At 38.4% G+C, this 15,610-nt stretch carries 14 protein-coding genes and 1 pseudogene; 10 read left to right on the top strand and 5 right to left on the bottom strand.

The window, feature by feature from the left end:
- The coding region (locus tag ACIR310F_RS0116205) for a calcium-binding protein (protein ID WP_028084731.1) at window positions 1-404 on the bottom strand (404 nt) is incomplete at its 3' end.
- Between the two features lie 331 nt (window positions 405-735).
- Between ACIR310F_RS0116205 and leuB the strand changes: the two genes are divergently transcribed.
- From leuB to ACIR310F_RS0116180, 5 genes are all read left to right on the top strand, one after another.
- Complete coding sequence (gene leuB / locus ACIR310F_RS0116200; RefSeq protein ID WP_028084730.1) at window positions 736-1,830, top strand: 3-isopropylmalate dehydrogenase; 1,095 nt, start codon at window positions 736-738, stop codon at window positions 1,828-1,830.
- Window positions 1,831-1,930: 100 nt separating this feature from the next.
- The gene (locus ACIR310F_RS0116195) at window positions 1,931-2,188 is read left to right on the top strand and encodes a hypothetical protein (RefSeq protein ID WP_028084729.1); all 258 of its coding nucleotides are present in this window, start codon (window positions 1,931-1,933) and stop codon (window positions 2,186-2,188) included.
- Between the two features lie 50 nt (window positions 2,189-2,238).
- The gene (locus tag ACIR310F_RS0116190) at window positions 2,239-3,060 is read left to right on the top strand and encodes a prepilin peptidase (protein WP_028084728.1); all 822 of its coding nucleotides are present in this window, start codon (window positions 2,239-2,241) and stop codon (window positions 3,058-3,060) included.
- Between the two features lie 271 nt (window positions 3,061-3,331).
- Window positions 3,332-4,285, top strand: coding sequence for an acetyl-CoA carboxylase, carboxyltransferase subunit beta (accD, locus tag ACIR310F_RS0116185; RefSeq protein ID WP_028084727.1), 954 nt, complete (start codon window positions 3,332-3,334; stop codon window positions 4,283-4,285).
- A 198-nt stretch (window positions 4,286-4,483) separates the two neighbouring features.
- Entirely contained in the window at window positions 4,484-5,794 is a 1,311-nt protein-coding gene (locus tag ACIR310F_RS0116180; protein WP_028084726.1) for a recombinase family protein, read from the top strand.
- Window position 5,795: 1 nt separating this feature from the next.
- Here the strand turns inward: ACIR310F_RS0116180 and ACIR310F_RS0116175 are convergent, their stop codons facing one another.
- Entirely contained in the window at window positions 5,796-7,385 is a 1,590-nt protein-coding gene (locus ACIR310F_RS0116175; RefSeq protein ID WP_028084725.1) for a hypothetical protein, read from the bottom strand.
- Window positions 7,386-7,612: 227 nt separating this feature from the next.
- On the opposite strand from ACIR310F_RS0116175, the pseudogene ACIR310F_RS22830 reads away from it, so the two are divergent.
- Window positions 7,613-8,926: pseudogene (locus ACIR310F_RS22830) on the top strand (ArnT family glycosyltransferase); the annotation flags it as partial.
- A gap of 250 nt (window positions 8,927-9,176) precedes the next feature.
- Here ACIR310F_RS22830 and ACIR310F_RS0116165 read toward each other — a convergent pair.
- A complete protein-coding gene (locus ACIR310F_RS0116165; RefSeq protein ID WP_028084724.1) occupies window positions 9,177-9,554 on the bottom strand; it encodes a hypothetical protein in 378 nt (125 codons plus the stop codon).
- A 324-nt stretch (window positions 9,555-9,878) separates the two neighbouring features.
- Here ACIR310F_RS0116165 and ACIR310F_RS0116160 point away from each other — a divergent pair, with 324 nt between their 5' ends.
- Window positions 9,879-11,777: a chloride channel protein gene (locus tag ACIR310F_RS0116160; protein ID WP_028084723.1), complete on the top strand. Its 1,899-nt coding sequence runs from the start codon at window positions 9,879-9,881 to the stop codon at window positions 11,775-11,777.
- Window positions 11,778-11,868: 91 nt separating this feature from the next.
- Here the strand turns inward: ACIR310F_RS0116160 and ACIR310F_RS0116155 are convergent, their stop codons facing one another.
- Window positions 11,869-12,279 (bottom strand): AbrB family transcriptional regulator, encoded by a 411-nt coding sequence (locus tag ACIR310F_RS0116155; protein WP_028084722.1) that lies wholly within the window; start codon window positions 12,277-12,279, stop codon window positions 11,869-11,871.
- Window positions 12,280-12,657: 378 nt separating this feature from the next.
- On the opposite strand from ACIR310F_RS0116155, the gene ACIR310F_RS0116150 reads away from it, so the two are divergent.
- From ACIR310F_RS0116150 to pyrR, 3 genes are all read left to right on the top strand, one after another.
- On the top strand, window positions 12,658-13,101 hold the full coding sequence (locus ACIR310F_RS0116150; protein WP_028084721.1) for an Rrf2 family transcriptional regulator: 444 nt from the start codon (window positions 12,658-12,660) through the stop codon (window positions 13,099-13,101).
- 46 nt (window positions 13,102-13,147) lie between these two features.
- Window positions 13,148-14,107, top strand: coding sequence for an adenosylcobinamide-phosphate synthase CbiB (gene cbiB / locus ACIR310F_RS0116145; protein WP_028084720.1), 960 nt, complete (start codon window positions 13,148-13,150; stop codon window positions 14,105-14,107).
- A gap of 304 nt (window positions 14,108-14,411) precedes the next feature.
- The gene (gene pyrR / locus ACIR310F_RS0116140) at window positions 14,412-14,948 is read left to right on the top strand and encodes a bifunctional pyr operon transcriptional regulator/uracil phosphoribosyltransferase PyrR (RefSeq protein WP_028084719.1); all 537 of its coding nucleotides are present in this window, start codon (window positions 14,412-14,414) and stop codon (window positions 14,946-14,948) included.
- Between the two features lie 356 nt (window positions 14,949-15,304).
- Here pyrR and ACIR310F_RS0116135 read toward each other — a convergent pair whose 3' ends face one another.
- The gene (locus tag ACIR310F_RS0116135) at window positions 15,305-15,607 is read right to left on the bottom strand and encodes a DUF2288 domain-containing protein (protein ID WP_028084718.1); all 303 of its coding nucleotides are present in this window, start codon (window positions 15,605-15,607) and stop codon (window positions 15,305-15,307) included.
- Window positions 15,608-15,610 lie beyond the last annotated feature (3 nt).

Genomic DNA, 15,610 nt, shown 5'->3' with positions numbered 1-15,610 from the left:
TAATAGGGATCTGAAGAGCGAGTATTGTCGGTGGCAGAAATATCAATGTTATCATTACCTGAACCTGTTTTCAGGTCAATTCTTTCGACTTCCTTGATGGTTGAACCATCGCTAATTGTGCCATTGGTGGGGCTGCTATAATTAATGGTGATGCCATCTGTATTGTAATCATAGATTAGATCCAACTTATCACTACCTGTGCCACCAGCGATCGCATTCACCCCATCTCCAGGATTTAGGTAATCGTCCCCATCTCCCCCTTCTAAGGTATCATTGCCATCATTGCCATAAAGACTATCATTACCTGCTAGTCCTTGAATGAGATCGTTACCATCAAGGCCATCAATATTATCATTTCCATCAGTTCCGACTAGAATATCATTGTCATCAGTTGGGATTGCCATAAAATCTGCTTACTACATTTATTGGAGTGAATATGGAATTGCCAGAATTTAATTACTAAATCACACTGACAGTATTCTCCTTTATCCTACATTATTTTTGATTTACTAACAAGTAAGTTGGGGTGAAACAACCAAAATCTGTAAAGATAAGTAAATACGGAGAAAATATCTAGTAAAGTGATTGAGATATGGGCGCTCGTTTAAGAGTATTTTTAACTCAGAAGGTTAATCAACAGAAGACGAAACTCTGTTCCCTGTTCCCTTGTCATAACAACAATTTTTCACGCCAACCTACTTGTATTTGTAAACATTCACCCAGCAAAACCCAACCATGACCCAAAAATATCACATTACCCTACTACCTGGCGACGGCATTGGTCCAGAAATTATGGCTGTCGCGGTGGACGTGCTAAAATGCGTCAGTCAAACCTTTGATATTAACTTTGAATTTTCCACAGCTTTAATTGGTGGCGCTGCTATTGACGAAACCGGTGAACCCCTACCCGCTGTCACATTGGATATGTGTCGGAATAGTGATTCCGTTTTACTCGCGGCTATCGGTGGTTACAAATGGGACTCTCTTAGCGCCAATTTACGCCCAGAAGCTGGTTTATTAGGGCTGCGGGCTGGTTTAGGGCTATTTGCTAATTTACGCCCTGCAAAAATTCTCCCCCAGTTAATTGACGCTTCCAGTCTCAAACGGGAAATTGTCGAAGGTGTAGATATCATGGTCGTGCGTGAACTCACCGGCGGGATTTATTTCGGTAAGCCTAAAGGCATATTTGCAACGGAAACCGGAGAAAAACGCGGTGTAAATACTATGGTTTACAGCGAGTCAGAAATTGAACGTATTGGGCGCGTAGCCTTTGAAACAGCACGAAAACGCGGCGGAAAACTCTGTTCTGTGGATAAAGCCAATGTATTAGAAGTATCTCAACTTTGGCGCGATCGCATTACACAACTTTCCGCAGAATATACTGATGTTGAATTATCTCACTTGTATGTAGATAATGCGGCCATGCAATTAGTTCGCGCTCCCAAACAATTTGATACTATTGTTACAGGAAACCTATTTGGTGATATTCTCTCAGATGCAGCCGCTATGTTAACTGGTAGTATAGGAATGTTACCTTCCGCTAGTTTGGGCGCTGATGGTCCTGGTGTTTATGAACCAGTTCACGGTTCAGCCCCAGATATTGCAGGACTTGACAAAGCTAACCCTTTAGCACAGGTTTTAAGTACCGCTATGATGTTACGTTATGCTTTAAACCAGCCAGAAGCAGCAGACTTAATTGAAAATAGTGTGTTACAAGTTTTAGAACAAGGTTATCGCACAGGGGATATTATGTCACCAGGAATGAAACTTGTCGGTTGTCGGGCTATGGGCGCAGCACTTATAAACATTCTTGAATTAAAATCACGTTAAAGTATAAATCTGGAAGTTTTAACATCTATAATGTTAAAAATTTCAGATCAACTAAGTTTGTTAAACAGCAGCAAATCTATAACTTATATAAAAACCAATTGTGTACGCCTTAAAACAAGAACAAGCAAATTTTCCACAAAAAAATCAACCTTCTTTGATTGACCCTAATATAATTAAAGCCGCTAGTCAAATTTACTATACCTACTGTGAAGTACATCCAGAAATAGTAGGAAAAGCTACGGGAGTCGCCATCAGTCGAGTCACGTATCGAGGTAAAGTTATTTTTACTGAGTACCCAGTTCTGTTACCCCAGGAATGTTTTGTCCCGTTGAATCAAATCGAGTCCTATATGTATTAGTCCTTAGTTCTTAGTCATTAACTAACAACTGACAATTGACAAATAACAATATGGACATTTTGATTAATATCCCGGTAAACATCATTGTCTTTGTTTTGGGAGCATCCCTGGGAAGTTTTATTAATGTTGTGGTTTATCGCTTACCCGCTGGCTTATCCGTGTTGTGGCCTCCCTCCCGTTGTCCGCAGTGCTTGAATAGGTTAAAAGCCTCTGATAATGTCCCAGTTTTCGGTTGGTTGCGGTTAAAAGGACGCTGTCGTTATTGTCAAACTAAAATTTCCCGTCGTTATCCACTGGTAGAGACATTAACAGGGATAATATTTTTAATAGTATTTTGGGTTTTTCAATTTTCAATTTTTACCATCGGATATTGGGCTTTTTGTAGTTGGTTATTAGCTCTATCTCTCATAGATTTAGATACAATGACCTTACCCAACTCACTAACTAAATCAGGTTTAATCTTAGGGATAGTCTTTCAGATGGCTGTTGCTTGGTTATCAGAACCGACTATGGTAGGATTATCCAAACACTTAATGACAGGAATAGCCGGTGCAACTATGGGTTTGTGGCTGTTTGAGGCGATCGCGCTTCTCGGTTCTATGGCTTTTGGTAAAACAGTTATGGGTCAAGGTGACGCTAAATTAGCTGCTATGATGGGAGCATGGTTAGGATGGCGTTATTTACTACTAGCGAGTTTTATTTCCTGCATTTTGGGTGTATTCATAGGAAGTGGAGCAATTATCCTCTCCCGTAATCAAATGGGACGAAAAATACCTTTTGGACCATTTCTAGCTTTAGGTGCGGTAATTACTGTCTTTAGCGGTGACACTATTTTGTCTCACTATATGAGATTATTTTTACCCGGATATTAACATCAAACTTTTAAATCTTTTTTGTCTCATGCTGATGATTTTATCAATCTAAATCTTTATCCTTCCTGACTGTAGTTGTGATCACCCCATGAAGATTTTAGATTTTGGTAATATCTAAGCAATCATCCAGGTCAAACCAGTTACAAAAGTCATAATTCTAACCTTCTCAAATCCAAAATCTACAATCCTCAATCTCCACCTCCAGGTCGCTTAATGTCAATCACAATATATTGATCATTTTTGACCTCATACCTAATTAGATCAGATAAAAATGGCAAATAACGAAGAATCACGCGGTTTAAAATCTCTATTGGATTGGTTCGCAAATCGTCGTAAATCAGGAAGTACCAACTTGGAACGTCAAGAACGGGAAATTGCTGATGGTTTATGGCATAAATGCCCTAAGTGTGGTGTTTTGTCATATACAAAAGATTTGAAAGCCAATCAAATGGTTTGCAGTGAATGTGGTTATCATCATCGGGTTGATAGTGATGAGCGTATTCGTCAATTAATTGATGTTAATACATGGAAACCATTAGATGAAAATTTATGTCCAACCGATCCCTTACAATTCCGCGATCGCAAACCTTATATTGATCGTTTAAAAGAAACCCAGGAAAAACTGGGACTGATAGATGCGGTTAAAACTGGGTTAGGACAAATTAATACCCTTCCAGTAGCATTAGGAGTCATGGACTTCCGATTTATGGGTGGAAGTATGGGTTCTGTCGTCGGGGAAAAACTCACCCGCATGATCGAACAAGCTACCCAAAGGCGTTATCCTGTAGTCATCATTTGCACATCTGGTGGTGCGAGAATGCAGGAAGGAATGCTATCCTTAATGCAAATGGCGAAAATATCCGCCGCCCTACAACGTCACCGAGATTCTAAACTATTATATATTCCCGTTTTAACTAACCCTACCACGGGAGGTGTTACCGCCAGTTTTGCCATGTTAGGTGATATTATCATCGCTGAACCAAAAGCAACAATTGGTTTTGCTGGAAGACGGGTAATTGAACAAACTTTGCGGGAAAAACTCCCTGAAGATTTTCAGACTGCGGAAGACTTACTTAAACATGGGTTTGTTGATGATATCGTCCCCCGTACACAGTTAAAGGCTACTTTAACACAACTAATTGCTCTCCATCAACCTCTCTCCACAACCTCACCAAACATGGTTTTATGGGAAAGTATGAAATTGAGTTCCACCGCTGTTGATTAGGAGTTGAGCAAGTAAAAGGAAAAATTTTCTTTTTGCTGACCAGAAGATTCACCCAAAACCCCGGAATTGACACCTAAAAATCCCCAAAATTTTTAGGTATCAATATCTTTTAAGCCATATTTTCAGCCGGAGGTGTATGTAAAATGTTCCCAAAGGCTAAATCGTGGGGAATCTAAAATCTAAAATTGCGTGACTATTGTGAGAATAATTGTTTATATTTATACTGATCCATTATTAGATGTCCTTCCCACTCACAGTGACTGGGGTTGGGAGGTAGATAGAATTTATCAGGATTTGGGAAAGCGTACCCAATTACAACAATTATTAACTGACTTATTAACTGACTATCAAAGTCAAACAGAAACCGTCAATTATCTACTAGTTCGCCGCTTGGAAGAATTAGGTGATACTTTAACAGAAGTAAGCGATCGCCTCAAGCAACTAGAAACCATGGGAGTTGTAGTAATTGCGACACAACAACCATACACATCTAATTCTAGTCAAATCCGGTCTGAACTACTGGAATTATTACAAGAGATTCAAAATCAGCACCGTAGCCGCCGCATTCGTCAAGGACACGCTCGTAATCGCCTAGAAGCTTCACCACCTCCCGGAAAATCACCCTATGGCTACCGCAGAGGACAGGGTAAATATATTATTGATCGGACTACTTCACCAGTCGTCAAAGATTTTTTTGAACACTTTTTACTCTATGGTTCTTTACGTGCTGCTGTTCGGTTTTTAGGTAAAAAATACGGTAAAAATATATCGGTTACGACTGGGAGACGGTGGTTAACTAATCCAGTTTATCGAGGTGATACGGCCTATCAAAATAGTCAAATTATCTCTAATACTCACACACCTATCATTTCCAGAGCAGAAGCAGCGCAAGTTGATAGACTATTGCGACGCAACAGCCTTTTACCACCACGCACTGCTAGTGCGCCCCGTTCTTTAGCCGGTTTAGTCATTTGTGATCAGTGTCAGTCACAGATGATTGTAACTCGTGTTACCCAAAGTCATCAGGATAAAGAGTATTTATATTTACGCGCAATCAACTGTCCTCAAAAACCAAAATGTCGTGCTATTCCTTACCAAGTAGTTTTAGAAAAAACCATTGATAGTGTTTGTCGAGATTTACCTTTAGCTGTAGCGGGAATGAATTTTCCCCAATTAGATGCTATTAAAAATAGTTTAGGGGATAGTATATCTCATCAACAAGAAATTCTTGATAAATTACCCACTTTCATAGAAACTGGAATTTTAGATCCAGAAACTGCAAAATTAAGAGCTTACAAACTCCGCACAGAAATTTCTCAACTTCAAGCTAAGTTAGCAATTCTTCCTCCTGTTAATTTGCGTTCTGTAGCTCAAGCTGTTTCCATTCCTCAATTTTGGTTGGATTTATCAGAAGTAGAACGACGATTTTACTTCCGCGAATTTATCCAACAAATTCAAATTATCCGCCAAAATCAAGAATGGTATTTACAGATAATTTTTATTTTCTAAATTATCCATCTTGATTTTTAGATGATTCTTTACCTCTTTTACCCGCGTTCCGCACATTCATAACTTTACTCAATAAATCAAACCAAAAAGGCGCACCCATAGCAATAGCAATACCGCTAATAAACCAACCACCAATCATCATCAAAACTCTGAAAATAGGTAAATTAGTAATTCTGATATTTTTCCAATCAATTGGCTTTGTAGAAACATTTGATTGATCATCTTTTACTTCTACACAAAAAATTGCATTTTCCGCAGAAACATGATCTCCACAAATTTGCTGTGTTAAGTTAGGAATTGTCCAGCCAATTGGTAACTCAACATCCTTTAAAAGCTCCTTAGGATCTGGTTTAATACCTGAAGCATTAGATGATTTTACTTCTACAGCCTTTTTAATAATTATTTCCCGCAATAAAGAATCCTTAGATAAGCGGTCAACAATATGAAAAGTATCTGTATTAGTAGCAATAGCTAAAGTTATACCAATTAAAATTGCTACTCCTTTTGCATTTCGTTTATAAACACCACCGGCTCTTTCCATAGAACTATCAAAACTATTTTCAATTTCTTTCCGCAACAGAGTAATACCTTCTTCCGTGGTTTTAGCCCTCATTTGCGCTCGTTTTGCCATAGTTTCAATACTATTGACTACAGAATCTGGCAAAATATCAATTAGTTCTTTCACTTTTTTATAAGTTTCACTATCTTTGTCTTGGAGGTTGGCTATAACTTCATCATGAATATCACTACCTTTTTTAATAGATTTGACAATTTCATTGATATTAGGTTTTAGTCCTCCCAGAACTATGGCCTTTTCTGGATCTTCAAAAATATCTTTTCTCAGGAATTTTAGTTCCTGTAAAGGTTTATCGAGAATATCTTCATGATTCTCCATATTCGACTCGAAACGATATATATATTTGTCCAGGCTATCTCTCATGCGATTTATACTCATGTATATATCATATTTTTCGTTTTTAAATTCATTAACAATGCGATTATAATCAAATTCCAACTGCTTATAATCTGTAACAATATTACTAGATAATTCTTGATTATTAATGCTACTTTCCAACGTAATTAAAACTTGTATAATCTCATCTAAATTTTCTTTCTTGAATTTCTCTAGTCTGATTTCAGTTATCTTTTTTACCAGAGTTGGCAATTGTAGGGTATCCATAAAAGTATTGGCAAAATTGTCTCCACCAATATAGGAAGGCGCACTACGTTTTTGATCACCAAAAACAGTTTCTTTTCTAAATCTAGAGTTAGACTTTCTCAAGAGACTAAAGAATGAAGCAAATACCCAAGTCGCCCGGCGCGGTAAAGTTGCTAATAAACCTTTGGCTTCTTGATTAATGCTTTGAATTAAAGGATTGCCATAAATTCTATTAACTAGTTGGATCACTTCCGGCTTTTCTGAATTTTGAGCGTCACCAGCTAAGAAAATTTCCACGGATCTTCTCAAGTGTTCAGCACGCCATTGCAGCACTGTTGTTATTAGTTCTTGAATTTCTGAAGCCAGTAAACTTAAAATCAAGTAAATAAAAATTAGGCCTAGTGCCACATCTAAGATGAAAGGTAGATTCATTGACATTCTCCTTCAGGATAATTGACCAACTTCCGATAGTAGTATTTATATCATTTAACAGAGAAAATGCTTGTAAACTTTTTTAAAAAATTATCTCTGTTCTTGAGAAAGTAAGTTAATTTGCGATATTGACCTGGTTTAAAATATAGATTCTGGATAGTAAAACTAGAGATGCCTCCTAATCTGTATGTGATGAAACGCAGCAGTCATAATATTACCAATAAAATATGCAAGAAGGAAGTTTTGTTTGGACCGATCTGCAAAAACAACACCGTGTGGTTGAAAAGAAGATTGATTGGCTTTGGTTGCTAGTATTGCTATTGGCAGCAGTAATATTGTTTACCATTAATCTGGGGGGGTTGCCTTTACAAAATGGCGATGAGACAATTGTGGCACAGGTAGCACGGGAAATTTGGCAAGCCCCAGCAGATTCAATGCGCTGGCTTTACCCCACTTTAGGTGGTAAACCCTATCATCATACATCGCCCCTTATACACTGGCTAATTGCTGGGGCTTATTCCCTGGGTGGTGTTAACGAATGGACAACGCGGCTACCCGGTGCGATTTTGACAGCAATTTCTGTACCTTTGTTATATTGCCTTAGTAGAGAAATATTTCGCCAACGTTGGGTAGCTGTTTATAGTTCTTTAATTTATCTGACAATGCTGCCTGTCGTCTATTATGGCAGGTTGGCCATATTAGATGGCCCAGTTGTCAGTTTTTTGATATTGATGATGTGGTTTGTCTTGCGATCGCGTCGAGATTTACGCTACTGTTTAGGTATAGGAATTAGTTTTGGCTTAATTTGTCTGATTCAAGGCATAACTGGCATTTATTTGGGTGCAATTGTCTTAGTATTTCTTTATTGGGATACACCCAGACTGCTAACTTGTTATTATTTCTGGATGGGTATTTTTATTGGTTGTCTACCCGTACTTTGCTGGTATGGGTTTGAGCTATTCCACTACGGTTATCCATTGAGACTTGACATCAATACCATTATTAATGGTACTAATAATACTAATGGCAATTCACAACCACCTTGGTATTATCTACTCGAAATCTGTAAGTGGACATGGCCTTGGTTGATATTTTTACCCCAAATTATCCGTATTACCTGGGACAATCATAACTTAAGTTGGGCAAAACTGATTATTGTCTGGTTTGGCCTTTATTTATTGATTATTTCCCTGATTAGCGTTAAACTTCCCTGGTACATACTCCCCATTTATCCTAGTTTGGCTTTAGCCATAGGGTTTGGGTTAACAGAAATGTCTAATGTACCTTTATTCTCCAGCTATCCCCGTGCTTGGGTAACGAGTTTAGCAATATTGGCAGTGGTTGCTTCAGCAGGTAGTATTTATTTTAGCTGGAGAACTGTAGACACAGTAGAGTTGCAGATCATTTTTGCTGCTGTAACTTTAACTATGACTTTAGCTGCAATTTTGCTAGAACGAGGCGATAAGCAATTTCTAAAAATTCTCATTTGGGGAACTTATGTATCTCTATTTCTATTCATGAGATCTAATTATTGGCTGTGGTAATTACAGAATATTACAAGTTAATGAGGCATAATGAGGTCAGCATCGTAATAATATATCTGTATATCAGATGGCTACCCCAGGTAGGCTATTATAATCATAATGGCGCAGTTAAACAATTTGAGATTTTGGACTTGAGATTTTAGATTTATTCTTGTGTTTACATCTGACGGCTGAAAAGCTTTGCAAAGCTTAACTTTTCCATCCAGAATTTAAAATCTAAAATTCAGTTCATGCTTCTACAAAAAATCTATTTTTTAGTCTTATTGATGCTTTCGATGCGGGTAATTTCTTGGCTATCTTGACTCGTATTGTTTTGGGTTATAGTCATAATAGCCAAAAAAACCACACTTCCTAGCACCAAAGACAAAAGAGGACGTTTAATAGAGATAAAATCTCTGATCATTCTGGCTAAAGGTCGGCTTTGACGACGGAGATCCGAAGAGATCATCATCTGTCTCCAAATAAACGGATCACGTACATAATGTCCACTTTGGCAAACAACTAACTTTTCTTGACAATAAGGACAGGTAAACAAACCAATGTAAGACTTAATTGGCGTTGTTCTGTTATTCCTTCGACAAATTGGGCAAGTAACATAATGATTATCAAAAGTATTTGTACTCATCTACCTCGTCCGCCTAATCCCTTGATTTTCTATATAACAATAGCAGTATTGAATTTTACTTAAAATTTACTACCTCTACCATAATTACTTGTAATTATTTGAAGAATAGTATCGGATTGAGAATGGATGTCCAGATGACATACTCCTTTCGATTTTAACTCAAGTTGTTAGCACTGCCAGGCGTAATTCTTGTTTCCACATATTTTGTAATTTTAGTTAATCAATTATTGATCGGCTAGTTGCTCCCATAATGAACCACAATAGGAGATAACAAATAAAAAATTGATTTATTTTTTCTGAAAATTACCCCCGTTGTTAATGACTATGACTCTCTTGCCTCCTGCTTCCCAGAGGAAGGTCAGGGAATCCCCTGCTTTTCCCACACCTTCCATTCAGTTTACCCAGTTAATTAATCGTTTTCAACCCTCCCAGGAAACAGTAGTGCTGTTTTTAGCCGTATTAATTGGCGGTGGCACGGGTATGGGTATAGTCACCTTTCACTATTTAATCCAGCTAATTAACTACTTGATGCTGGAAAATTTTCTGGGACAGATTGGAGGCTGGGGTGCTTGGACTTTAGCCGCTGTCCCTACTCTAGGTGGCATTATTGTTGGTTTGATGCGTTGGCGCACTCAGGATTTTGGTCCGGGACTCTCATCTTTAATCGCTGTTTCCCAAGGAAAAGAAGCCAAAAAACCATTACGACCAGTGACAAAAATGATCGCTGCGGCTGTTTCTCTCGGTAGTGGTGCGTCCTTAGGTCCTGAAGGTCCTAGTGTAGAAATTGGTACGAATTTCGGGGTTTTATTATCTGATATATTACAAGTCTCTCAGGAACGCCAGCGGTTACTTTTGGGGGCAGGGGCGGCGGCTGGTTTAGCCGCTGGTTTTAATGCCCCCATTGCGGGAGTATTTTTTGCCTTAGAAGTAGTCATGGGAACTACATATTTGGCTACGTCGGCTGTAAGTGTAGTTCTACTGGCCGCCGTAGTGGCCGCTTTAATTGGTCAAATTGGCTTGGGATCACAACCTGCTTTTGCTTTACCCGCTTATCAAGTTCGTAGTTACTTAGAATTACCTCTTTATCTTGGTTTGGGTTTGGGTGCGAGTTTAATTTCTCTGGCTTATACCGAAGCAATTCGTTTAACTAAAGCAGGCTTTGCTGGGAATTTACCAGGGTTCAAGTTATTAGGGAAAATTCCTCAGTCAATTCAACCGATCATTGGTGGTGTAATTATTGGTGCAGTAGGTTGGCGTTACCCGCAAATTTTGGGTATTGGCTATGGAACTGTACAAGCAATGCTACAGGATGAGGATTTTTCCCTCAAGCTATTACTAATATTACTAGCATTAAAACTGTTGATGACGGCAGTAAGTTCCGGTAGTGGTTTTGTGGGTGGACTATTTGCACCTGCTATGTTTTTAGGTGCGTCCTTTGGGTCTACTTATGCTAAATTTCTGGTTTTGATAGCACCAGAACTGGGGAAATATATGGCTGCTCCTCCAGCTTATGCCATGGTGGGTATGGCGGCGGTTTTAGCAGGTAGCGTCAGAGCACCATTAACGGCAATTATCATGTTATTTGAATTAACCCGCGACTACCGCATTGTATTACCTTTGATGGCGGCTGTGGGTCTAAGTGTTTGGTTGGTGGAAAGAATTAAACCAACAATAGATGCCAATTCTAATCTCCAACAGATTGGTTTGCCAGAGTTGAAAGATGAAAAGGTGGAAATGTGGCAGCAAATGTTAGTCGCAGATGCTATGCACACTTGTCCCCAAAAATTATCAGCCACCCTGGGAGTCATAGAGGCGGCGGTGGCAATGACCCAAAAACGTACACGCAGCGCTTTAATAATTGATGATGGAGGAAGATTGGTGGGAATTCTTTCCCTGGAAGATATTAAGCGAACTCTTTCTCTATGGCAAAATATCCCTAATTTGCCTCCGGAAATTCACGGAACTTTATCTAGCCAAAAACTGATAGATATTTGTACTACTGATATTCTTTATGCTTGGGTTGATGAACCTTTATCTGAAGCTTTAAACCGCATGGCATTACGTGGTTTACATCAGTTACCGGTGGTAGCTAGGGAAAATCCCGATTTTATCCTGGGTTTACTAGAATTTAGGGAACTGGAATTAACTTGTAATATTACAGCAATTACTAAAGCACTCCATAGCTATTTACCAGTTCTACCTGTTAACAATATAGAGGTATAGAGAAACAGGGACATTGAAGATCAGTGTGCAGCCGTCAGGGGTTAATCAACAGTAAAACTCAACCACTGACAACTGACAACTCAGAACTGAACTAAACTGTAGCTTCTACTTCCGCATCTTCTAGAGATTCTGCATCTACTTGCCGCAGTCGAATGTGTTTTTTGCCCAAGGTGATAATAAACTCATCTCCAGGTTTAAGATTCATCTGTTTTGTGTAGGCTGAACCAATGAGCAAGTTGCCATTTGATTGCACACTAATTCTATAGCTGGCACTGCGACCACCACGCCCATTAACACCTGGGGAACTATCTAATTGAATACCCTCTGCATCAATTAGGGCATTCAAGAATTTCATCATATTAACACGCTCTACACCATTTTTTGTAACAGTATAGTAGCCACACTCTTTAGCTTTTTCGTCTTTGCTGAGGGTTTCTAGCTCTCTGACTTTTGTGATCAGTTCTTCGCCAACTAGGGGTTCAATTTTTTTCTGTTTAGGCATTAACTTGGGTCGAAAACGAATTGTTGAAGTTGTTAAGTGAATTTTATTTTAGCTGACATTGAACTAATAGGAAAGGATTCCTTTAATTTTTCCATCAGTCTAGCCAAGTATATTACACTCATGGACAAAATTGTTGTACTATCATCAATATTTTTGAGAAATTCTCTAAGAAAGATCAGTAACTACACACAGGTTAATGAATAATCAACCACGAAGGAGCGAAGAACACGAAGAAATCCGGCTTTGAGAGATATTTTGGCTCAGTCCTAAAAATATCTTGTTAACTAGATGATTGTTTTCTGGGATTTTCCCTTCCCCTTTTCTGCTTGTTGATCAGTCATTTTCATGATTAAATGGCAATACTTAGGAATACTATAGATGAAACTAACGACTAGAGGACACTACAGTGTGAAGGCTCTGCTAGATTTGAGTTTACAGCCAAAATATGGTCCTGAATCGGTTAAAGCGATCGCTAAACGTCAAGATATTCCCGCTCCCTATCTGGAAAAGCTACTTATAGAAATGCGTCGGGCTGGTTTAGTAACTTCAATTCGTGGTAGCGTTGGTGGATACAAGTTGGCCAGAAAACCTGCACAAATATCTATTGGACAAATCTTGGAGGCTGTTGGTGAAAATATCACTAATTTACCTCTCAATCATCCTACACCTTCTCAAACGGCGGATTGGGTAACATCCTCTCTCTGGAACAGGCTCAATCAAAAGCTCAAAGAAGCTTTATACAATATTACCCTGGCTGACCTTTATTATGATGCTCGCAGTTGGCAAGCATCTCTTGGTGAAGAAGTCAATTTTGTGGTTTAGTCGTTAGTTTTAACAGGGGTCGCAATAGGGAAAGAAGGAATAATAAATGATATCTGCTGCCGTTTTGATTTTAGCTGCATTGTTAGATTACTTAATAGGTGATCCTTGGGGTTGGCCGCATCCAGTCCGGGTGATAGGCTGGGTAATTTCTCGTTTGAATAATATCTCCCTCAAATATTGTCAAAATCCTTTTTCTCAGCGTCTCGCGGGCATTGTACTGGGGATTAGTGTTATGATTGGCAGTGGGTTGGTAGGGTGGATCATGGTTAAAATCGCCCAGGGGGTACATCCATTTTTAGGAATTACTGTACAAAGCATTCTTCTAGCTAGTTGTTTCGCTCTCAAAAGTTTAAGAAATGCAGCTATGGAAGTTCTACAACCTTTAAGTAAGGGAGAATTAGCTCAAGCACGACAAATTCTCAGCAATTATGTGGGGAGAGATACAGCTAATCTTTCCCCAGTGGAAATTCTCCGAGCAGTTTTGGAAACTGTTACGGAAAATGCTACGGATGGAGTAATGGCTCCTCTTTTTTATACTATTATTGGTACATTTATCCCTGTTATCGGTCCTGTTCCTTTGGCATTAGCATATAAAGCTAGTAGCACTTTAGATTCAATGATCGGTTATAAGCAAGCACCTTATACTTACATTGGTTGGTTTAGTGCGCGGTGGGAAGACGGTTTCACTTGGTTGCCCTGTCGCCTAACAGTGATAACTTTATCATTATTATCCACCAAACCTGTCAATGTTTGGCGAATATGCCGCCGCGACGCAATTAAAGACCCTAGTCCTAATTCTGGTTGGAGTGAATGCGCTTATGCTGCAATTTTAGGTGTACAAATGGGAGGTGTAAATTGGTATGGTGGGGTAGCTAAACATAAACCACTTTTAGGAGATCCTATTTATCCCATTACACCAGATTCTATTGATCAAGCCTTAAATTTAACTCGATATGCGTTTTTATTGTGGTTAGGACTAGCAATAGCAATATTTTTAATAGCTTAAAGGGTGTGTGAAAAGTCATGATTGATGTATCAAATATTTTTGACCCCTCCCTAACCCTCCCCTTGTTAAAGGGAGGGAACTGGATTTTCTTGTTTCCCCCCTTCATAAAGGGGGACTTTCGTGGGGTAAAAATGTAATGAAAATTACGGGATACCACTTTTAAAACATCCTCTTAGTTATCTTCCAGTATCTCATTCCCATCCAGAGTATAGGAACGAGATGATCAAAAATTACCAATTACCAATTACTAATTACCATTTACCATTTACCATTTACCATTTACCATTTACCATTTACTAATTTTATGTCTACTAAAATAGTTGAAATCCTTTCATCAGAAGAACTGCGTCGGACATTAACTCGTATGGCTTCTCAGATTGTGGAAAGAACGCGAGATTTATCTCAGTTGTTACTTCTGGGTATTCGCACTAGAGGAGTTCCTTTAGCTTATTCATTAGCACGACAAATAGAAATTCTGGAAAATATTACTGTTGCTGTAGGTGCTTTGGATATTACATTTTATCGTGATGATCTTGATAAAATTGGCTTGAGAACTCCAGAGAAAACGGATATTCCTTTTGATTTGACTGGTAAAACTGTGGTACTTGTAGATGATGTCATTTTTAAAGGAAGAACTATTCGTGCTGCTTTAAATGCAGTCAATGAATATGGTAGACCAGAAGTGATTCGTTTAGCTGCATTAGTAGATAGAGGTCATCGAGAGTTACCAATTCATCCAGATTTCGTGGGGAAAAAATTACCAACAGCAAAAGAAGAAATTGTCAAAGTTTATTTACAAGATATTGATGGCCGAGATGCTGTAGAGTTGATTAGTAATTAAAATTGATTTTTGTAGAGAATTAAATCATAGGAGGATGTGCGAAAAGTGGTATCCGGTAATTTTTACCCTGGTTACGATTCCAGGGGGTTTTGAAAGTCCGATTTAAAGAAGAAAAGAAAAGTGATCTTCTCTTGAAGAAATCACAAAGAGATCACTAATTTTCCAACTTTTATCAAGGGAGAAGATATCAGTTATGGGTATTCCTAACCATTATTAGTTTAGGTTTAACTTGTCAAGTTTAGCCAAGCTGAAGAAAAAACTGATTTTATGTTGTCTATATTTCAAAAACTGGCATAAGTTAACTACATTAACAGTAAATTAAAACTTATGGTTTTAATTAGAATTAAATTAATAATTTACGAAATGGGAGTAATTATTTCTTTTACTAACACATAGGGTTCAATGATCAGAGCATTAAATCGTTTGTTGCGGTGTAAATTCCATTCTCCCACTTGGTCTACTGTAGGTTTAGCTAATAATTGTTCATCTATCCAATGTTGTACTGAAAGAATATTATCACTAGCGATCGCTTCTCCCACATCTAGTAAGTCTAAATTTTCTGCTACCAGAACCACTACATCTTTTTGAACATGGGGAATTAACCATTCCCATTCTGCTTCATCAAGATTTTGCTGTAATTTTTCTCGTAATTCCGACATGAT

Origin of the sequence: Dolichospermum circinale AWQC310F (assembly GCF_000426925.1) — a bacterium.
GTDB lineage: Bacteria > Cyanobacteriota > Cyanobacteriia > Cyanobacteriales > Nostocaceae > Dolichospermum > Dolichospermum circinale.
This window is presented reverse-complemented; position numbering and strand designations above follow the sequence as displayed.